This window comes from Pseudomonas sp. R3-41, assembly GCF_054161485.1.
In genome coordinates this window covers 3435402-3455035 of record NZ_CP096421.1, presented here as the reverse complement: position 1 = coordinate 3455035, position 19634 = coordinate 3435402, and the positions used below count along the sequence as shown (strand labels likewise).

General features: G+C 61.7%; 15 protein-coding genes. 7 read left to right on the top strand and 8 right to left on the bottom strand.

Annotated features, from left to right (window positions below; translation table 11 throughout):
- The first annotated feature begins 152 nt into the window (after positions 1-152).
- From xylA to M1D99_RS15370, 4 genes are all read left to right on the top strand, one after another.
- Positions 153-1469 carry a xylose isomerase gene (gene xylA / locus M1D99_RS15385; protein ID WP_434576311.1) on the top strand — a complete coding sequence of 439 codons (1317 nt, stop codon included), beginning with the start codon at positions 153-155 and terminating at the stop codon, positions 1467-1469.
- A 146-nt stretch (positions 1470-1615) separates the two neighbouring features.
- Positions 1616-2617, top strand: a complete 1002-nt coding sequence (xylF, locus tag M1D99_RS15380; RefSeq protein ID WP_053119915.1) for a D-xylose ABC transporter substrate-binding protein — start codon at positions 1616-1618, stop codon at positions 2615-2617.
- Between the two features lie 194 nt (positions 2618-2811).
- On the top strand, positions 2812-4368 hold the full coding sequence (gene xylG / locus M1D99_RS15375; RefSeq protein ID WP_186705903.1) for a D-xylose ABC transporter ATP-binding protein: 1557 nt from the start codon (positions 2812-2814) through the stop codon (positions 4366-4368).
- On the top strand, positions 4369-5505 hold the full coding sequence (locus M1D99_RS15370) for a sugar ABC transporter permease (RefSeq protein WP_186705902.1): 1137 nt from the start codon (positions 4369-4371) through the stop codon (positions 5503-5505).
- Positions 5506-5514: 9 nt separating this feature from the next.
- Here the strand turns inward: M1D99_RS15370 and M1D99_RS15365 are convergent, their stop codons facing one another.
- A complete protein-coding gene (locus tag M1D99_RS15365; protein ID WP_434576308.1) occupies positions 5515-6123 on the bottom strand; it encodes a LysE family translocator in 609 nt (202 codons plus the stop codon).
- A 106-nt stretch (positions 6124-6229) separates the two neighbouring features.
- On the opposite strand from M1D99_RS15365, the gene M1D99_RS15360 reads away from it, so the two are divergent.
- Both M1D99_RS15360 and M1D99_RS15355 read left to right on the top strand, forming a co-directional pair.
- Positions 6230-7135 carry a LysR substrate-binding domain-containing protein gene (locus M1D99_RS15360; RefSeq protein WP_434576306.1) on the top strand — a complete coding sequence of 302 codons (906 nt, stop codon included), beginning with the start codon at positions 6230-6232 and terminating at the stop codon, positions 7133-7135.
- A gap of 617 nt (positions 7136-7752) precedes the next feature.
- On the top strand, positions 7753-8034 hold the full coding sequence (locus M1D99_RS15355; RefSeq protein WP_434576304.1) for a fructose-bisphosphate aldolase: 282 nt from the start codon (positions 7753-7755) through the stop codon (positions 8032-8034).
- A gap of 276 nt (positions 8035-8310) precedes the next feature.
- Here the strand turns inward: M1D99_RS15355 and uxuA are convergent, their stop codons facing one another.
- The 6 genes from uxuA to M1D99_RS15325 form a co-directional block, all read right to left on the bottom strand.
- Entirely contained in the window at positions 8311-9498 is a 1188-nt protein-coding gene (uxuA, locus tag M1D99_RS15350; RefSeq protein WP_434576303.1) for a mannonate dehydratase, read from the bottom strand.
- A 16-nt stretch (positions 9499-9514) separates the two neighbouring features.
- A complete protein-coding gene (locus M1D99_RS15345; RefSeq protein ID WP_458130390.1) occupies positions 9515-10972 on the bottom strand; it encodes a mannitol dehydrogenase family protein in 1458 nt (485 codons plus the stop codon).
- A 17-nt stretch (positions 10973-10989) separates the two neighbouring features.
- Positions 10990-12282, bottom strand: coding sequence for an MFS transporter (locus M1D99_RS15340; RefSeq protein WP_186705896.1), 1293 nt, complete (start codon positions 12280-12282; stop codon positions 10990-10992).
- Positions 12283-12360: 78 nt separating this feature from the next.
- Complete coding sequence (locus tag M1D99_RS15335) at positions 12361-13392, bottom strand: Zn-dependent oxidoreductase (protein WP_186705895.1); 1032 nt, start codon at positions 13390-13392, stop codon at positions 12361-12363.
- Between the two features lie 56 nt (positions 13393-13448).
- Positions 13449-14660 carry a D-mannonate dehydratase ManD gene (gene manD, locus M1D99_RS15330; RefSeq protein ID WP_458130389.1) on the bottom strand — a complete coding sequence of 404 codons (1212 nt, stop codon included), beginning with the start codon at positions 14658-14660 and terminating at the stop codon, positions 13449-13451.
- A 3-nt stretch (positions 14661-14663) separates the two neighbouring features.
- Positions 14664-15665 carry a sugar kinase gene (locus M1D99_RS15325; RefSeq protein ID WP_458132144.1) on the bottom strand — a complete coding sequence of 334 codons (1002 nt, stop codon included), beginning with the start codon at positions 15663-15665 and terminating at the stop codon, positions 14664-14666.
- A 154-nt stretch (positions 15666-15819) separates the two neighbouring features.
- On the opposite strand from M1D99_RS15325, the gene kdgR reads away from it, so the two are divergent.
- Positions 15820-16602: a DNA-binding transcriptional regulator KdgR gene (gene kdgR / locus M1D99_RS15320; RefSeq protein ID WP_186705892.1), complete on the top strand. Its 783-nt coding sequence runs from the start codon at positions 15820-15822 to the stop codon at positions 16600-16602.
- Between the two features lie 1376 nt (positions 16603-17978).
- Here kdgR and M1D99_RS15315 read toward each other — a convergent pair.
- On the bottom strand, positions 17979-19526 hold the full coding sequence (locus M1D99_RS15315; RefSeq protein ID WP_186705891.1) for a carbohydrate porin: 1548 nt from the start codon (positions 19524-19526) through the stop codon (positions 17979-17981).
- Positions 19527-19634: the final 108 nt, after the last annotated feature.

Below are 19634 nucleotides of genomic sequence, written 5' to 3'. Positions count from 1 at the left end.
TTTAACCCTGTGCCGATCGACACAGACTAGGCGCGCACACGGCGAATCTCAATACTCAAAATCGAACTGCCCGTTGGTGATTTTCATAATCAGCAGCCACGGGGCCGGCGTTAGTATCGGGACACCGCCAAGAATAAAAAGGAAACCTGCACATGCCCTACTTCCCCGGTGTCGACACGATTCGCTACGAGGGCCCCGCCAGCGATTCGCCGTTGGCCTTCCGTCACTACGACGCCAACAAACTGGTGCTCGGCAAACCCATGCGCGAGCACCTGCGCATGGCGGTCTGCTACTGGCACACCTTCGTCTGGCCCGGGTCGGATGTGTTTGGTGCCGGCACGTTCAAGCGTCCGTGGCAGCACGCTGGGGATCCCATGGAAGTGGCCATCGGCAAAGCCGAAGCGGCTTTCGAGTTCTTCTCCAAGCTGGGCATCGACTACTACTGCTTCCACGACACCGATGTCGCTCCGGAAGGCAATTCGCTCAAGGAGTACCGCAACCACTTCGCCCAGATGATCGACCACCTGGAACGCCATCAGGAACAAACCGGGATCAAGCTGCTATGGGGCACCGCCAACTGCTTTAGTAACCCGCGTTTTGCCGCCGGCGCCGCCAGCAACCCGGACCCGCAAGTGTTCGCCTGCGCCGCCGCCCAAGTGTTCAGCGCCATGAACGCCACCCAGCGCCTCAAAGGCTCCAACTACGTGCTATGGGGCGGTCGTGAAGGCTACGAAACACTGCTCAATACCGACTTGAAACGCGAGCGCGAACAGCTGGGCCGCTTCATGCGCATGGTGGTCGAGCACAAGCACAAGATCGGCTTCAAGGGCGACCTGCTGATCGAACCCAAGCCCCAGGAGCCGACCAAGCACCAGTACGATTACGACAGCGCCACGGTGTTCGGCTTCCTGCAGCAGTTCGGCCTGGAAAACGAGATCAAGGTCAACATCGAAGCCAACCACGCGACCCTGGCCGGTCACAGTTTCCACCACGAGATCGCCACGGCCGTCTCCCTGGGGATTTTCGGCAGCATCGACGCCAACCGCGGCGATCCGCAAAACGGCTGGGACACAGACCAGTTCCCCAACAGCGTCGAGGAAATGACCCTGGCCACCTATGAAATCCTCAAGGCCGGTGGCTTCGGCAATGGCGGGTTCAATTTCGATTCCAAGGTCCGACGCCAGAGCCTGGACGAAATCGATCTGTTCCACGGCCACGTCGGCGCCATGGACGTGCTCGCCCTCGCCCTGGAACGCGCGGCGGCCATGGTGCAGAACGATCAGTTGCAGACATTCAAGGACCAGCGCTACGCCGGCTGGCAACAACCCTTCGGCCAAGCGGTCCTAGCCGGCGACTTCAGCCTGGAATCGCTGGCCGAGCACGCCTTTACCAACGACCTGAATCCCCAGGCCGTCAGCGGTCGCCAGGAGATGCTCGAGAACGTGGTCAATCGGTTTATCTACTCCTGACAACGGGCAAAAGTGGGGGCACAGCGGCTGTTACATTCTCGCGACAAATCTGTGCCCACGGCGCCCTGCAACGCTCTACAGTTCTACCCGGTATCACGCTCATCGTCAGGCAGTGTCTTTCAAACAACAATAAAAGGACGCACCACATGAAAAGATTCAAACGTACCCTGCTCGCCGGCGCCCTCGCCCTGCTCTCGCTTCCGGTCATGGCCGATGCGACCCATCCGAAAATCGGTTTCTCCATCGATGACCTGCGCCTGGAACGCTGGTCGCGGGATCGCGACTACTTCGTCGCGGCGGCGGAAAAACTCGACGCCAAGGTCTTCGTCCAGTCCGCCGATGCCAACGAGCAGAAGCAGATCTCGCAGATTGAAAACCTGATCTCCCGTGGCGTCGATGTGATCGTCATCGTGCCGTTCAACGCCACCGTGCTGACCAACGCCGTCGCCGAAGCCAAGAAGGCCGGGATCAAGGTCGTCTCCTACGACCGACTGATCCTCAACGCCGATATCGACGCCTACATTTCCTTCGATAACGAAAAGGTCGGCGAGATGCAGGCCAGCGGCGTGCTGAAAGCCGCGCCCAAGGGCAACTACTTCCTGCTCGGTGGCGCGCCCACGGACAACAACGCCAAGGTTCTGCGCGAAGGCCAGATGAAAGTGCTGCAACCGGCCATCGACAAGGGTGACATCAAGATTGTCGGCCAGCAGTGGGTGAAGGAATGGAACCCCACCGAAGCCTTGAGCATCGTGGAAAACGCCCTGACCCGGAACAACAACAAGATCGATGGCATCGTTGCTTCCAACGACGCCACCGCCGGCGGCGCCATCCAGGCCCTGGCCGCGCAGAAAATGGCCGGCAAGGTGCCGATCTCGGGCCAGGACGCCGATCTCGCGGCGGTCAAGCGCGTGATCGATGGCACCCAGACCATGACCGTCTACAAGCCGCTGAAGCTGATCGCCTCCGAAGCCGCCAAGCTCTCGGTGCAACTGGCCCGCAACGAGAAACCGACCTTCAGCTCGCAGTACGACAATGGCAGCAAGAAAGTCGACACCATCCTGCTCACCCCGACGCCGTTGACCAAGGACAACATCGACCTGCTGGAAAAGGACGGGTTCTACACCAAGGCGCAGATCGCCGGGCAGTGATCTGAGTGCAACCCTGGGAGACCTGTGGGAGCGGGCTTGCTCGCGAAAGCGGTGCACCAGTCAACATTGATGGTGCCTGACATACCGCCTTCGCGAGCAAGCCCGCTCCCACAGGGACTTAGCCTGACCTTGGCATTAGGGTGAGGCTGTTTCCTCCCCGCCGATGTGTAAGCCCTTTTTCATGAGCCCTTGCCATGTCCGACTACCTGCTGCAAATGAACGGCATCGTCAAAACCTTTGGCGGTGTCAAAGCCCTGAACGGCATCGACATCAAGGTCCGGTCCGGGGAATGCGTTGGCCTGTGCGGTGAAAACGGCGCGGGCAAATCCACCCTGATGAAAGTGCTGTCGGCGGTCTATCCCTACGGCACTTGGGAAGGCGAGATCATTTGGGACGGCCAGCCGCTCAAGGCGCAGTCCATCAGCGAGACCGAAGCCGCCGGGATCGTCATCATTCATCAGGAACTGACCCTGGTCCCCGACCTGTCGGTGGCCGAAAACATCTTCATGGGCCACGAGCTGACGCTGCCCGGCGGGCGCATGAACTACCCGGCGATGATCCACCGCGCCGAGGCCCTGATGCGCGAACTCAAGGTGCCGGACATGAACGTCTCGCTGCCGGTTTCCCAGTACGGCGGTGGCTACCAGCAGTTGGTGGAAATCGCCAAGGCGCTGAACAAGCAGGCGCGACTGCTGATCCTCGACGAGCCCTCTTCAGCCCTGACTCGCTCGGAAATCGAGGTGCTGCTGGACATCATCCGCGACCTCAAGGCCAAGGGCGTGGCCTGCGTATACATCTCCCACAAGCTCGATGAAGTGGCCGCCGTGTGCGACACCATCTCGGTGATACGCGACGGCAAACACATCGCCACCACCGCCATGGCGGACATGGACATTCCCAAGATCATCACCCAGATGGTCGGACGGGAAATGAGCAACCTCTACCCCACCGAACCCCATGACATCGGCGAGGTGATTTTCGAGGCGCGCCACGTCACCTGCTACGACGTCGATAACCCCAAGCGCAAGCGGGTCGACGACATTTCATTCGTTCTCAAACGCGGGGAGATTCTCGGCATCGCCGGGCTGGTCGGCGCCGGTCGCACGGAACTGGTTTCCGCGCTGTTCGGCGCCTACCCCGGTCGCTACGAAGGCGAAGTCTGGCTGGGCGGCCAACCCATCGATACGCGCACGCCGCTCAAGTCGATCCGCGCCGGCCTGTGCATGGTCCCTGAAGACCGCAAGCGCCAAGGCATCATTCCTGACCTGGGGGTGGGCCAGAACATCACCCTGGCGGTGCTGGACAACTACGCAAAACTGACCCGCATCGACGCCGAAGCCGAACTGGGCAGCATCGACAAGGAAATCGCGCGCATGCACCTCAAGACCGCGAGCCCGTTCCTGCCGATCACCAGCCTCTCCGGCGGTAACCAGCAAAAAGCCGTGCTGGCCAAGATGCTGCTGACCAAACCCCGGGTGCTGATTCTCGATGAGCCCACCCGCGGCGTAGACGTCGGCGCCAAATACGAGATCTACAAATTGATGGGCGCGCTGGCAGCCGAAGGCGTGTCGATCATCATGGTGTCCTCGGAGCTCGCCGAAGTCCTGGGGGTTTCCGACCGCGTCCTGGTGATCGGCGAAGGCCAGTTGCGCGGCGACTTCATCAACCACGAACTCACCCAGGAACAGGTGCTCGCCGCCGCGCTCAGCCACCCCGATGGCCATAACAATAATGATCGGAAGTCCGCGTAGATGAATCAGGTCAAACAGCTGTTTTCCCGCTACAAAATGCTCGCGCTGGTGATCGCCGTGGCGCTGATCTGGCTGTTCTTCAGCTGGCAGACCGACGGTGGGTTCCTGACCCCGCGCAACCTGTCCAACCTGCTGCGGCAGATGTCCATCACCGGGATCCTGGCCTGCGGCATGGTGCTGGTGATCATCAGCGGCGAGATCGATTTGTCGGTGGGCTCGTTGCTTGGGCTATTGGGTGGGCTGGCGGCGATCCTCGATGTGGTCTATCACATCCCGCTGCTGGCGAACCTGAGCCTGGTGGCTCTGTGCGGCTTGGTGATCGGCTTGGGCAACGGCTACATGACCGCCTACCTGCGCATCCCGTCGTTCATTGTCGGGCTGGGTGGCATGCTCGCGTTTCGCGGCATCCTGCTGGGCGTGACGGGCGGCACCACCATTGCCCCGGTGTCACCGGAGCTGGTCTATGTCGGCCAGGGTTATTTGCCGCATACGGTCGGGACCGGGCTCGGCATCCTGCTGTTCGCCCTGACCCTGTTCCTCACCTGGAAACAGCGGCGCAACCGCGCCCTCCATGGCCTGGCAGCCCACTCCCTGGTGCGTGATGGGTTGCGCGTGGCATTGATCGGCGCGGTGCTGGCCGGCTTCGTCTACACCCTCAACAGTTACGACGGCATTCCGGTGCCGGTACTGCTCCTGCTGATCCTGCTGGGGGTGTTCAGCTACGTCACCAGCCAGACCGTGTTCGGCCGCCGCGTCTACTCGGTGGGCAGCAACATGGAAGCCACGCGCCTGTCCGGCATCAACGTGCAAGCGGTGAAGCTGTGGATCTTCGGCATCATGGGCGTGATGTGCGCCCTCGCCGGCGTGGTTAACACCGCCCGCCTGGCCGCCGGTTCACCCTCGGCCGGCAACATGGGCGAACTCGACGCCATCGCTGCGTGTTTCATCGGCGGCACCTCCATGCGCGGCGGTTCCGGCACGGTCTACGGCGCTCTTCTCGGTGCGCTGGTGATCACCAGCCTGGACAATGGCATGTCCATGCTCGACGTCGACAGTTATTGGCAGATGATCGTCAAAGGCAGCATTCTGGTGCTGGCGGTGTGGGTGGATGTGAGTACGCGCACTGGGCGGCGGTGATGGGCTCCGTCATTTGCTGGCGGACGCCATCAACACACCAAAGCCCAGGAACGTGATGCCCGACAGCTTGCCGACAACCCTGGCGCCCTGGCTCGACGAGAGCCAGCCCCTGGCGCCATTGGCCATCAGCGCATAGCTGGAATGCACCAGAACTACAAGCACGCTATAGGACGACACCAACAAGAAAAACTGGCGGTAGTAATCGCCCTCCGGCTTGATGAACTGAGGGAACACGGCCAGAAAGAAGAACCCGGCCTTGGGGTTGAGCAACTGGATCGACAGTGCCTCGCCAAATCGCCGCCACGGGCGCTGCGAAGTAGTTTTGAGTTCAGGAATAAAGCGCTGTGTACGCCACATCTTGATGCCCAGGAACAGCAAGTATGCCGCCCCGATGTATTTGAGCAGCGTGAAAGCCGTCGCCGAGGCCGCCAGGATCAACCCCAAGCTGCTGGCGCAAATAGCAGCCACGATAAACGCGCCCGTCGCGATCCCGAAGATACCCGGCAGCGCGCCGCGCCAGCCATGGCGTAGAGCATTGGATAGCGTCAGCACCACGCCTGGGCCCGGGCTGAGCACCGTCAGGGTCGCCAGGATCAGAAAAAGTCCGTAACCGGCCATGCATCACTCCACATTGAAGGCAAATTGCTGTGGCCTTCAGGGTGGCGTGGCGCGTGGGGACTGACAAACGCTTTAATTGCGCCGCATATGTGACTAAATTAGACACATGATCGCCAACCTCCCCCCGTTGAACGCCGTCCGCGCCTTCGCCGCTGCCGCTCGCCACCAGAGCTTCAGTCGCGCCGCCGAAGAGCTGCACGTCAGCCACAGCGCCGTCAGCCGTCACGTCAAGTTGCTCGAAGAGCGCCTGGGCGTTTTGCTGTTCGAACGTCGAACCCGGCAATCCTTGCTCACCCCGGCGGGTCGGGTTTTCTACGAGCAGGTCAGCGAAGCCCTGACGCAAATCGCCAACGCCGCCACCGCACTGACGCGCAATGCGGCCCAGCGCAAAGTGACCATCAACGTGCGCCCCTCCTTCGCAGTGCGCTGGCTCATCCCTCGACTGCCGGACTTCATGGCGCGCCATCCGAACATCAAGCCCGACGTCGTCACCAGCACCCGGCCCCCGGAGCCCTCACGGGAAAGGTTCGACGTGGTCATTCGTCGTGGGCACGCTGGCTGGTCGGCCGATGTACAGCCCACCGTGTTGCTGGAAGACGACCTGCTACTGGTCGCCGCCCCGTCGTTGCTACAAAGCGTGCCATTGGAAGGCATCCACGACCTGGTCCGGCACACCTTGTTGACGGGCAGGACGCGCGGCAGCGATTGGCAAGATTGGCTGGAACACGCCGGGATCGATCCATTGAGCAACCCGCCGACCCTGCAATTCGATCACATGCACCTCGTGCTGCAGGCGGCCGTCGATGGCCTGGGCGTGGCGTTGTGTCCGGCTTCGCTGTTGGGTCGGGATTTGTCCAACGGGCGCTTGGCCTGCCCACTGCCGGCGTTGCGCATGCCGCTGGCTCGTTATTACTACGGCGTTTCCGGGAGTGCGGTGGCTGAGACGCAGGTTTTTGTTGATTGGTTGTTGAATCAGGTCCATCAGCCCATCACTTGCCCACCCGATCATTGACTGAGCGAGCCCTGTGTCCGCTTTGATCTGTGGGAGCAAGGCTTGCCCGCGATGAGGATAACGCGGTCTTCCGGGGAAACGAGGCGCCTGCATCGCGAGCAAGCTTTGCTCCCACAGAGATCCGCGCACTTCAGGGGTAGCGGCAAGAGGCGGTCCGAAAATCTCGTAGGAATTTACTTCCCGTGGCGAGGGAGCTTGCTCCCGCTGGGGCGCGAAGCGGCCCCGAACCAGGTGCCTCTTTTCGCCAGGTACACCGCAGGCACCGGTTTTGCGACTGCTGCGCAGTCGAGCGGGAGCAAGCTCCCTCGCCACAGGGTGCGGGGGCGTCCTACAGGTCGGTTGTGGGTGCCGGGATCGGCTTCTATAGTTGGGGCGTCGCTGGCTTTGGCCGGTGGCTGGGTTTCGCAGCCCGATAGATACGCTGGCAACCAGGCATCATAAAAGTAACAATGGGCGCGTTTGGCGTTCAACGTCACTTATGGTGGCTGTGTGTGGGAGATCTTCGGGTCTGCCGAGTTCCTCGTATCCTCGGTCTGCGAACCCACATGCAGCTACCACCCGTTCGTTTCGCAGCGAATTGCAGTAGCTATCTTTCTTGATATGAGGAATGAATAACTATGCGCCAGAATACTTTGGATCAACGCTTCACCCCCCTGACCCAAACCGCCACCACCCATCCCGTCCTGCTGATCGACACCCAAGCCCCACTCCCCGAACTCCATGCCTGTGCCAGCGAGCGCCTGCACGCCACGCTCGATTACCTGACCTTGGTGGCCTGCAGCAGCCTGCGTGATTCAGCGGCCAGCGACCTCAACACCCTCACCAATGTCGCGCGGATCCTGGTGCAGGATGTCGCGGATGTGTTCGGCGTGATCGAGCGGCGCGGGCTCGAAGGCTGAGCCATTTTGTGGGAGCGGGCTTGCTCGCGAAAGCGGAGTGTCAGTCACATTAACTGCTGAATGTTAAACCGTCTTCGCGAGCAAGCCCGCTCCCACAGGGGAACGGCGTTAGCCCGAGCATTTCTCAGGAGTTTACCTCCCGTGGCGAGGGAGCTTGCTCCCGCTGGGTTGCGTAGCGACCCCAAACCGCCTGAATGCGATCGACCTGATGCACCGAGGTGCCGGGTTTTAGGGCTGCTGCGCAGCCCAGCGGGAGCAAGCTCCCTCGCCACAGGATTACTGTGCTACTCGGTCCAGTTGTCGGCGCACGGCCAATTCAACCCCGCGGATTTCCGCCAGGCCCTTGAGGCGGCCGATCAGTGAGTAGCCGGGGTTGCTTTTGCGGTGCTGGTCGTCGAGCAGTTGATGCCCATGGTCCGGGCGCAACGGCAAGCGCGGACCGCCTTCGCGTTCGCGTCGGCGCTCTTCGGCCACCAAGGCGCTGATGACTCCGACCATGTCGACGTCGCCGTCCAGGTGATGGGCTTCATGGAAGCTGCGTGGGTCGCTTTCCCGGCGGGTTGAACGCAGGTGGGTGAAGTAAATGCGCGGCGCAAAGTGCTTGGCCATCGCCACCAGGTCGTTGTCTTCACGCACGCCATAGGAGCCGGTGCAGAACGTCAGGCCATTGGCCGGGCTGGGCGCGGCGTCCAGCAGCCATTGGGCGTCTTCGGCGGTGGAGAGGATGCGCGGCAAGCCGAGCAATGCCCGGGGCGGGTCGTCCGGGTGGATCGCCATGCGCACGCCCACCTCCTCGGCAACCGGGATCACCGCGCGCAGGAAATACCCCAGGTGTTCGCGCAACGTGGCCTCGTCGATGTCGGCGTAGGTGCGCAGCAAGTCCCGGAAGTTGTCCAGGCTGTAGTGTTCCTCGGCGCCGGGCAAGCCCGCGATCAGGGTGTTGACCAGGGTTTCGCGCCGGGCTGGCGTCAGTTGTTCGAAATAGTCCTGGGCCTGCTGGGTGTCCTCGGCGCTGTATTCGGCCTGCGCCCCCGGGCGTTGGAGGATGAACAGGTCGAAGGCGGCAAACGCGGTTTGATCGAAACGCAAGGCCCAGCCGCCATCCGCCAGCTCAAAGGACAAGTCGGTACGGGTCCAGTCCAGCACCGGCATGAAGTTATAGCAGACGATATCGATGCCGCAGCTCGCCAGGTTGCGCACGCTTTGCTGGTAGTTGGCGATGTATTCGTCGCGCCGTCCGCAGCCGCGCTTGATGTCTTCGTGCACCGGAATGCTTTCCACCACCGACCAGCTCAAGCCGGCCGTTTCGATCATCTGCTTGCGCGCCGCGATGGCGTCCACCGGCCACACTTGGCCATTGGGGATTTCGTGCAGCGCGGTGACGATGCCGGTCGCACCGGTCTGGCGAATGTCCGCCAGGGAGATCGGGTCCTTGGGGCCAAACCAACGCCATGTCTGTTCCATGTTTCTCTCCTTTTTATCAGTTGGATGCGGCAAGGGTGTGCAACAGGCTATCCACGCCATCGCGCGTCAGAGCGTCGTAGGCGCGGTGCACGGCGTCGCGAAATGCTGGGCGAGCCGAGAGCGGCGGCGGGAAGACTTCCTGCAGATCGAGGACGGCATTCACCCGCGAGGCGCCCTCGAGGCGTCCCGCAAGGTCGGCAAAGGTCGCGCTCAGCGGGTCGTCAACCACGTGGGCCGGACGACCGGGCAACGGCTGCGTGCAGTAGTGGATCCAGGCCGCGATGCCCAGGGCGGTGCAGTCGATGCCGCGCCCTTGGTCGAGCAATTGCTGTGCGCCAAGTAGCCAGCGTTGCGGCAGTTTCTGCGAGCCGTCCATGGCGATCTGGCGCAAGCGATGTTGCAGGCTGTCGTTGGCAAAGCGCGCCAGAAGGTCGTTGGCATAGACCGAAAGATCGATCCCGGCCGGCATGTCCAGGGTCGGCGTGGCTTCCTCGGCCATGTAGCGCTCGATCAGGCGCGCCAGCCTCCCGTCGTTGACGGCCTCGAAGACCGACTCGTGACCGGCCAGCAGCCCCACGTAGGCCAGCAACGAATGGCTGCCATTGAGCATGCGCAGCTTCATCGTCTCAAAAGGGCCCACGTCGTCCACCATCTGCACGCCTTCCACTTCCCAGTCCGGGCGGCCGAGGGGAAAGTGGTCCTCGATCACCCACTGGCTGAAGCGCTCGCAAACGACTGCCGCACGGTCGTGACAGTCGAGTTGCTGTTCCAGCCGGCGGAAGGATTCGTCGTCCATGGCCGGCACGATGCGGTCGACCATGCAACTGGGAAAGGCCACTTGTTGCTCGATCCACCGCGCCAGCGCCTCATCCTGCAACGCCGCCAATGCGCTCACCGCCTGGCGGGTGCGCTGGCCGTTGTCGGGCATGTTGTCACAGCACAGCACCGTGAAGGCCGGGACGCCTGCGGCGCGACGGCGACGCAGGGCTTCCAGGACAATGCCGGGGGCCGAGCGTGGCGTGTGTGGATGGGCGATGTCATGGGCAATCGTCGGGTCTTCCCGGCGCAATTGCCCGGATGACGGGCTCAGGCAGTAGCCTTTTTCGGTGACGGTGAGCGTGACAATCCGCGTTTGCGGCGCGGCCATGCGTTGCAGCAACTGCTCCAGTTCCTGGCCGCCCTCGCCCACGAACAAGGCCTGGCGCAACACCCCGATCTCGCGCAGCGTCACCTGCTCGCGGTCGCGGTACTCGGCCACGTGGTAGCGACCGTCCTGTGTGCGCAACTGCTCGACCAAAATGCGATTGGAGCGCAGGTTGGCGCTGCACACGCCCCAATCGCTTTCGCCATGGCGATTGAGATGGCGTTGCAGGTAGACCGCCTGGTGCGCGCGATGAAACGCCCCCAGGCCCAAGTGCACGATACCGATCTGCGTTGCAGTGCCGGTGCTAGGTACACGGTTCACAACAGGCATCGACTCACTCCTTCTGTTCAGGAACGGCCCAGGGCCGAGGCGGGTTGCGGGCTTTGCGCCGCCGCGTGGCCGGTATCCGCCACCGACAGCGGTTTAACGTAGCGCGCCACACACACCGCACCGATCACGGTCAACAGCCCCGCCAGCAGGAAGGCACTGGTGAACGAACCGGTGAACTGCACCAGGAAGCCCGTCAGGGTCGGGCCGACAATGCCGGAGGTGTTCGCCAGGAAGTGCATGAAACCACTGACGCCACCCACTCGCGCAGCGGGGACGGTGTCCTGGATGATCGCCCAGTAGATGGCACCGGTGAGGTACAGGAAGAACACTGCCAAGGCGACCAGAATCACCGCCGGATACAAGGTACTGACCATCCCGGCACAGGCGATGCAAACGGCGCAAGCCAGCAGGCAGGTCACCAGCACCACTTTGCGGGAGAACATCATTTTTCCGGTTTTCTTGAACACGAAGTCGGAGATGAAGCCGCCCAGGGCCAGGCCGAGGAAACCCAGCACCCAGGGAATGACCGTGGCGATGCTCATGTCCTTGACGTTCAGGCCGTGGGCCATGGTCAGGTAGCTGGGGAACCAGGTCAGGAAAAAGAACAAGGTGTAGTTATAGGAAAAGAACGCCAGGGAGGTGAACAGCACCGTGGGCTGCTTGAGGTAGAACCGCAGCGGGAACACCGGTTGTGCCGCCAGCTCGCTTTGGCCCTCCGCCTGGAGAATAGCGTCGGCGCCCTCGCCTTCTGGCCGCTCCTTGACGAACTTGTACCACACGGCCGCCCAGATCAGGCCGACGAGCATGATGATAATGAACGACACCTTCCAGCCGTAGGTGACGGCGATAAAACCCACCACCGGACCGGAAATCGCGCCACCCAGCGGCGTACCGGACATCGATGCGCCGATGGCTCGCGCCCTGCGCTTGGGGGTGTACCAGTTGTTCACCATCTTGCTGGTGGTGACGCTCAACGGTCCTTCGCCCATGCCGAACAAAATCCGGATAAGCACCAGTGAAGCGAAGCCCACCGTCAGCACCGTAAGGCCGCTGAACAATGACCACAAGACCATGGCCAACAGCAACGTGGTCTTGGCGCCGTAACGGTCGGCGGCCCAGCCACCGATGAAGTTGAAGGCGGCATAGCCGACGAAGAAGCTGCTGAAGATCATGCCCATCTCACCCGTGCTCAGACCGTAGTCCTTCTGGATGAAAGGCGCCGCCACAGACAATGCCGACCGGTCGAGGTAATTGATGACCCCGGCCAGGAACAGCATGATGATGATTAAGCTACGTCCTTGACCAAACATGGTGGAACCTCCCGCTTGTTGTGTTTATTCGGTGAGGGTGCCCATGACAGGCACGGTGAAACCGGTGGTAGCGACGGCTCAGTGATGGGCGTTCGTCAGCTCCACCAGCACTTTTCGGGTTTGCTCGGGGTGCTGTTCGATCAGGTCGATGGCGCCGGGCATTTCGTCGAAGGTGACGCGATGGCTGATCAAGTCCTGGACCTGCAACTTGCCACTGGCGATCAGTTCGATCACCCGCGGGAATTTGCGATTGTTCAGCCGTGAGCCCACCAGGGTCAGTTCCTTCTTGATCATTTCCAACTGCACCAGGTCACTGGGCGTGGCATTGAAGCCCAGCAATCCGATACGCCCGGCCGGCGAGGCCAGGCGCACCATCTGCGGCATCAGTGCCGGTATGCAGGCGGCATCGACAATCAACGGCACGCCTTCGCCTTGAGTGTGCTCACGCATCAGCGCTTCGACATCGACTTGCTGGCCGTTGAGGGTCCGGCTGGCGCCCAGCGCTCGCGCCGTCTCCAGGCGGCTGTCGATGACATCGGTGACGGTGATGTCGGTCAATCCCAACGCCTTGGCCATCTGCACCAGGGTCAGGCCGATTACTCCGGCACCGTAGATCAACACGCTGTCGCCCGGTTGCGGCTGCATGCGATCGAGCACGTTCAAGGCAATGGAATAAGGTTCGACCAAGGCGCCGTGGCTGAGGGACATCGAATCGGGCAGGCGATGGGCGTTCTCGGCTGGTACGCAGACCTGTTCGCTGAAGCCACCGTCGCGGTGCACGCCGATCACTTGCAGCCGCGTGCAGACGTTGGGCCGGCCAATGCGGCAGGGATAACAGGTGCCGCAACTGATCACCGGATCGATGCACACCCGGTCGCCCACCTGCAGGTGTTCGACGCCTTCACCGACTTGCCGGATCACCCCGGAGAACTCATGACCGGTGACCCGGGGGAAACGCACGAATGCGTTCTGCCCATGAATGATGTGCATGTCCGAGCCACAGATGCCGGCATACGCCACATCGACCTGGACCTCGCCTTGGGCGACCTCGGGTCGGTCGACCTGGGCCAGCCCGAACTCGAAGGGTGCTCTTACCTGGAACGCTTTCATCGGGTCACTCCTGGCGGGACGTTTTCGCCCCGTTTCCTCAAAGGGTTGGAACTGCTTTACCAATGCCAGAGCGTGCCGTCTTCGAGACGGTTGACCGGCAGGCTGGCGCGTTTGTAGGGGTACTGGCGAGCAAGGTCTTCATCGATGTCGACGCCATGCCCCGGTGTTTCGCCCGGAGTGAAGTGGCCGTCCTCAAAGCGATAGGCATGGGGGAACACTTCATCGATGCGTTCTTCATGAGGCATGTGTTCCTGGATGCCGAAGTTCGGCACCCAGGTATCGAAATGCAGGGCCGCGCCCATGCACACCGGCGACAGGTCGGTGGCGCCGTGAAAGCCCGTGCGCACCTGGAACAGCGCGGCGAAGTCGGCAATACGGCGCACATGGGTAATGCCGCCGGCATGCACCAGGGTCGTGCGGATGTAGTCGATCAACTGCTCCTGGATCAGCTCGCGGCAGTCATGGATGGAATTGAACACCTCGCCCACGGCCAACGGCGTGGTGGTGTGCTGGCGAATCAGCCGGAAGCTCTGCTGGTTCTCCGCTGGCGTGCAGTCTTCCAGCCAGAACAGGTTGTAGGGTTCCACGGCCTTGCCCAGGCGCCCGGCCTCGATGGGGGTCAGACGGTGGTGCACGTCGTGAAGAATGTGCAGGTCTTCACCAAAGCGTTCGCGCACGGCGGCGAACAGCTTGGGCACGTAGTTGAGGTATTTGGCGGTGTCCCACACGTGCTCGGCAGGCAGGTCGCTGTCAGCGGGCTCATAACGCTCGCCGCTGCGCTTGGCGACCCCATAGGTGGTGGCAATGCCGGGCACGCCGCATTGCACACGCACGGCTTTATAGCCCAGCTCGATGTGACGGGCGACTTCGTCCAGGCACCCTTCGATGTCCTTGCCGGTGGCGTGCCCATAGACCATCACCCGCTCGCGGCTCTTGCCGCCGAGCAGTTGGTACAAGGGCATATCCGCGGCCTTGGCCTTGATGTCCCACAGCGCCACGTCGACGGCCGCGATAGCGGTCATGGTCACCGGCCCCCGACGCCAGTAAGCGCCGCGATACAGATACTGCCAGATGTCCTCGATGCGGTGGGCATCGCGGCCGATCAACGCGGGCAGGACGTGCTCTTCCAGGTAAGCGACCACCGCCAGTTCGCGGCCATTCAAGGTGGCATCGCCGATGCCGTAAATGCCTTCATCGGTGACGATCTTCAAAGTGACCAGGTTGCGGCCCGGACAGGTGACGATGACGCGCGCTTCAACGATTTTCATAAATCAGACCTGTGCAACAGAAGGAAGTGAGGACGCGCCCATGTTCGGCATCGCTGCGTGGGGAATCAGCGCACCCCGGTATTGGACGACCTGGGCCGCCAGGCGATGACCCCAGCGGGCGGCCTGCTCCGGATCGCCGCCGCGCAGGCGGCAGGCCAGGTAGGCGGCGCTGAACGAATCACCGGCAGCGGTGGTGTCGACGACATGGGAAACGGTTTGCGCGGGCACGTCGAAACGCCCCGTCGGGCACTGGATCAAGCAACTGGCGGCGCCACGCTTGAGGGCGACTTCGCGCACGCCCAGCTCTGCATAGGCACTGAACAAGGCCTCCGGGTCGCGATAGCCGAACAGGGCCGCGTCATCTTCCCAGGTGACCAGGGCCAGGTCGGTCAGGTGCAACAGGTCGCGGTAGGCCTGCCGGGCGGTTTCAGGATCGGGCCAAAGATGGGGACGGTAGTTGTTGTCGAAGACGATGCGCGTGCCGGCCCGGCGGGCCAGGTGCACGGCGTCGATCAAGCGTTGGCGCCCTGCTGGCGTGAGGATCGCCAGGCTGATGCCGCTCAGGTAGGCGTAGTCGTAGTCGGCCAGTGCCTCGAGCATGGTGTCGGCCTCGGGACCTTCGAACATGCGTCGCGCCGCTGCTTCCCCGCGCCAGTAGTGGAAACGCCGCTCGCCGTGTGGATCGGTCTGGATGAAATACAGCCCGGGCAGCGCGTCTTCGATCACGCGGACATGGGCGTCACCGATCCCTTCGGCCAGCCAGGACCGGCCCATGGCGACGCTGAACGCATCGTTGCCCACGGCCGTCATGTAGTCCACGGCCACAGCGCCACGGGGATTCAATCGGGCCAGGTAGACCGCGGTGTTGAGCGTATCGCCACCGAACGTCTGGGTGATCGCGGCACCCGGCTCACCGCGCATCTCGATCATGCATTCCCCCACCAGCACCACCTTCAGCGGGCGAGTGAAGCGGGTCTCGGAGCCATGGTTATGCGTCAAATCCATCATTACGCGCCTTTTCTTTATTTTTAAAACGGCGTTTCATTTTTATCTCAAGGCCCGAGTCTAGTCAGATTTCCGCCCTCGTCAAGGAAAAATGAAACAGCGTTTTGTTCTGCTAGCGTATATCCTTGGGTTTTACTTTCACGTTGGAGCCTTCATGGACAACAGCGTCATTCCAAACAACGATCTGGTGTCGGCGGTGGGCCGGACCATGGCCGTGCTTGAGGCACTGGCCGAGCATCCGGAAGAAAGCGGCGTGTCGGAAATCGCCAACAAGCTGGACATGTCCAAGGCCACGGTCTATCGCTTCCTCCAGTCGCTCAAGGCCCGTGGGTATGTGGTGCAGGACGCCGAGGACCGTTATCGCCTCAGCGTCCGGCTGTTCGAACTGGGCGCCCAGGCCCTGCCCCACCTGGACATCGTCCGGGAAGCGGAGCCCGGGATGCGCAGGATCAACGAGCTGACGGGCGAGACCGTGCACCTGGGGATTCTCGACGAAGGCAGCATCGTCTACGTGCACAAGATCGACTCCAAGTACAACCTGCGCATGTACTCGCGGATCGGCCGGCGGGCGCCGTTGTACTGCACCGGCATCGGCAAGGTGCTGATGGCCTGGCTCGAAGAAGACGAACTGCTTGCCCACCTGGCGCTGGAAAGCTTCGAGCGCCGTACCGCCAACACCCTGACCAGCGTCGAGGCGTACCTGCTGGAATTGGAGACCGTTCGCCAGCAAGGCTATGCCGAGGACCATGAAGAGTTCGAAGACAACATGCGTTGCCTGGCCGCGCCAATCCGCGACCGTTTCGGCCATGTGATCGGCGGGATGAGCGTTTCATTCCCGTGCTTTCGCTTCCGGGAAGAGTTGAAGCAGGACTACGTCAAGCAACTGATGCAGGCCACCCAACAGATTTCAAGTCAGTTGGGTTGGCATGGGCACTGATGGCCCTCGCCACAGGTCCGTCGCTGTTCTTAAGTGAACCGCATACCTGTGGGAGCGGGCTTGCTCGCGAAGGCGTCAGCACATCCAACATCAATGCAAGCTGACACTCCGCTTTCGCGAGCAAGCCCGCTCCCACAATGGATCTTCACCAGGCTCAAAGTTCATGTGTACCGCAAAACCTGTGGGAGCGAGCCTGCTCGCGAAGGCGTCAGCACATCCAACATCAATGCAAGCTGACACTCCGCTTTCGCGAGCAAGCCCGCTCCCACAATGGATCTTCACCAGGCTCAAAGTTCATGTGTACCGCAAAAACCTGTGGGAGCGAGCCTGCTCGCGAAGGCCTCAGCACATCCAACATCAATGCAAGCTGACACTCCGCTTTCGCGAGCAAGCCCGCTCCCACAATGGATCTTCAGCAGGTTCAAAATTCATGTGTACCGCAAAACCTGTGGGAGCGGGCTTGCTCGCGAAGGCGTCGGCACATCCAACATCACTGCAAACTGACCCTCTGCTTTCGCGAGCAAGTCCCACAATGGATCTTCACCAGGCTCAAAGTTCATGTGTACCGCAAAACCTGTGGGAGCGAGCCTGCTCGCGAAGGCGTCAGCACATCCAACATCAATGCAAGCTGACACTCCGCTTTCGCGAGCAAGCCCGCTCCCACAATGGATCTTCAGCAGGCACAAAATTCATGTGTACCGCAAAACCTGTGGGAGCGGGCTTGCTCGCGAAGGCGTCGGCACATCCAACATCACTGCAAGCTGACCCTCTGCTTTCGCGAGCAAGCCCCACAATGGATCTTCAGCAGGTTCAAAATTCATGTGTACCGCAAAACCTGTGGGAGCGGGCTTGCTCGCGAAGGCGTCGGCACATCCAACATCATTGCAAGCTGACACTCCGCTTTCGCGAGCAAGCCCGCTCCCACAATGGATCTTCACCAGGCTCAAAGTTCATATGTACCGCAAAACCTGTGGGAGCGGGCTTGCTCGCGAAGGCGTCGGCACATCCAACATCATTGCAATCTGATCCACCGCTTTCGCGAGCAGGCTCGCTCCCACAATGGATCTTCAGCAGGTTCAAAATTCATGTGTACCGCAAACCTGTGGGAGCGGGCTTGCTCGCGAAGGCGTCGGCACATCCAACATCACTGCAAGCTGACCCTCTGCTTTCGCGAGCAAGCCCCACAATGGATCTTCAGCAGGCACAAAATTCATGTGTACCGCAAAACCTGTGGGAGCGGGCTTGCTCGCGAAGGTGTCGGCACATCCAACATCATTGCAATCTGATCCACCGCTTTCGCGAGCAGGCTCGCTCCCACAGGGATGTGGGGTGCTCATGAGCCTTGCATTCAGCTTGCAGGTTTCACTGGGCGGGCCTCAGAACCAGGTTTCCATCTGGATGCCGTACTGCCAGGTGCCGCCGGCGTTGAAGTCGGTCTTGCCGAAGGCGTCCGTGGTGCTGTACCTGTCCAGGTCCGACGACCAGTTCATGACGCTGGCGAACAGGCGCAGCTCAGGGCGGGTGAGCAGATCGCCCAGGTCGGGCTTGAAAGTCGGAGCGACCGTGAATTTCCAGAAGTTGCCGTCGACCGCATTACGTTGCAGGTAGCCCTTGGGGTCGAGCTGCATGGTTTGCCAACTCATCTCGTAGGCCATCTCGAAATTGCTGTTGATTTCGTTGGCCAACCGCACGTTCAGGGTCATCCAGCGGTAGTCGTCGCCCTTGACGTAGCGGTCCTTGCTTTGCTCGGCCAGAAGGCTTGGGCCGATGCGCCAGTTGGGCGCCAGCGGCGTCTCGCCGTACAGCGCCAGACGCAACGCACGGGCGTCGTCGATCAGTTCGCCGTCGGCGCCGACATTCTTGACCTCCGCCCCCAACCCCTGGCCATAGAGCAGCGCCGTCTTGAAGAAGCCTTCGCGACCGAAGAAGTTTTTCTGGTGATTGGCAACCATGCTGTGCAAGCCGGAATCGGCCGGCGTCAGCCCTGCTTCGTTGACGCGGGTGCCGACGTCGTTTTTCTTCGAGCCGATGGCGTTGAACATCCACTGCCACTGCCCGCCGTCGAAAAACTGATTGGAGGTCAGGATGTAGCTTTCCACATCGGCATTGACGCCGCCCTCGCTGAAATCCCCGTAGTTACGACCGATCAACGAGTAGTTCGAGCGCCAGTCCTTGGTCATCTGTATGTCATAGATGCCGCCGCCAGTGCCGGCCAGATAGACCACGTCCGAGTCCAGCCAGTGAATGTCGAAGTTGTCCCTGTCGAAGCGCTTACCGGCCCATAGGGTGGCGTTTTCGAACATCGAATTGCCCTTGAATGCCGCCAGGTGATCGAGTTCGGTGAATACCTGGCGCACGTTCAGGTTGCTTTCCTCGGCGGTCCAGTCGTTGGAACTCTCCACGCCATCGGCGATGGACACCGTGAATTTGGAGCGGGTGCCGTTCTGCGCATACAGCTCTTTCGACAGGTCGATGCGCATGTAGGTGTCGTCCTCGTTACCGAGCCGCCCGACGGCGCCGCCGACAGAACCGGCCGGGGTGGTGTAAGGACCGCCACGACCGCCGCCCAACCCATCGTTGATCAGCAAGCCGGAACGGGCGTAGCCCTTGAAGCTGAAGCCGTCGGTGAGGTGTGCGCCACTGCCCGGCTTTTCCGTGCCTTGCTGACTGGCCTCGAGTTTTGCCAGGCGGGCATCGACCGTTGGCGTCGCAACGGCGGCGACAACCGGTGGCGTGGCGAGTTTGATCTGCTGCAATTCCCTGGCGAGTGCCTGGGTTTGCTGTTCGGCGGCGGCGGCACGTTTTTCCGCTGCGCTGGCACGGGCCTCGAACGCGGCCATGCGCTCTTCCAGCGTCGCGGCCTGAGAAGTGGTCGCCGAGACGCCGAGCACGCTTGCGAGTAGCCAGCTTGATGCTTTCTGCATGTGGATTTTCCCTGTTTTGTTTTTATTGTTCTGTTGCCGCGAACGGCCTTTTTCGCCCAGGTTATGAATTGTCTAACCGAAGGAAAAAAAGGATGCCTCAGCGCAAAT

Coding starts and splice junctions, on each gene's coding strand:
- M1D99_RS15360 (WP_434576306.1), top strand. CDS start 6,230: ATGATCGCCAACCTCCCCCCGTTGAACGCCGTCCGCGCCTTCGCCGCT.
- M1D99_RS15315 (WP_186705891.1), bottom strand. CDS start 19,526: ATGCAGAAAGCATCAAGCTGGCTACTCGCAAGCGTGCTCGGCGTCTCG.
- M1D99_RS15340 (WP_186705896.1), bottom strand. CDS start 12,282: ATGTTTGGTCAAGGACGTAGCTTAATCATCATCATGCTGTTCCTGGCC.
- uxuA (WP_434576303.1), bottom strand. CDS start 9,498: ATGGAACAGACATGGCGTTGGTTTGGCCCCAAGGACCCGATCTCCCTG.
- M1D99_RS15370 (WP_186705902.1), top strand. CDS start 4,369: ATGAATCAGGTCAAACAGCTGTTTTCCCGCTACAAAATGCTCGCGCTG.
- M1D99_RS15335 (WP_186705895.1), bottom strand. CDS start 13,392: ATGAAAGCGTTCCAGGTAAGAGCACCCTTCGAGTTCGGGCTGGCCCAG.
- xylA (WP_434576311.1), top strand. CDS start 153: ATGCCCTACTTCCCCGGTGTCGACACGATTCGCTACGAGGGCCCCGCC.
- M1D99_RS15325 (WP_458132144.1), bottom strand. CDS start 15,665: ATGGATTTGACGCATAACCATGGCTCCGAGACCCGCTTCACTCGCCCG.
- M1D99_RS15355 (WP_434576304.1), top strand. CDS start 7,753: ATGCGCCAGAATACTTTGGATCAACGCTTCACCCCCCTGACCCAAACC.
- M1D99_RS15345 (WP_458130390.1), bottom strand. CDS start 10,972: ATGCCTGTTGTGAACCGTGTACCTAGCACCGGCACTGCAACGCAGATC.
- xylF (WP_053119915.1), top strand. CDS start 1,616: ATGAAAAGATTCAAACGTACCCTGCTCGCCGGCGCCCTCGCCCTGCTC.
- M1D99_RS15365 (WP_434576308.1), bottom strand. CDS start 6,123: ATGGCCGGTTACGGACTTTTTCTGATCCTGGCGACCCTGACGGTGCTC.
- kdgR (WP_186705892.1), top strand. CDS start 15,820: ATGGACAACAGCGTCATTCCAAACAACGATCTGGTGTCGGCGGTGGGC.
- xylG (WP_186705903.1), top strand. CDS start 2,812: ATGTCCGACTACCTGCTGCAAATGAACGGCATCGTCAAAACCTTTGGC.
- manD (WP_458130389.1), bottom strand. CDS start 14,660: ATGAAAATCGTTGAAGCGCGCGTCATCGTCACCTGTCCGGGCCGCAAC.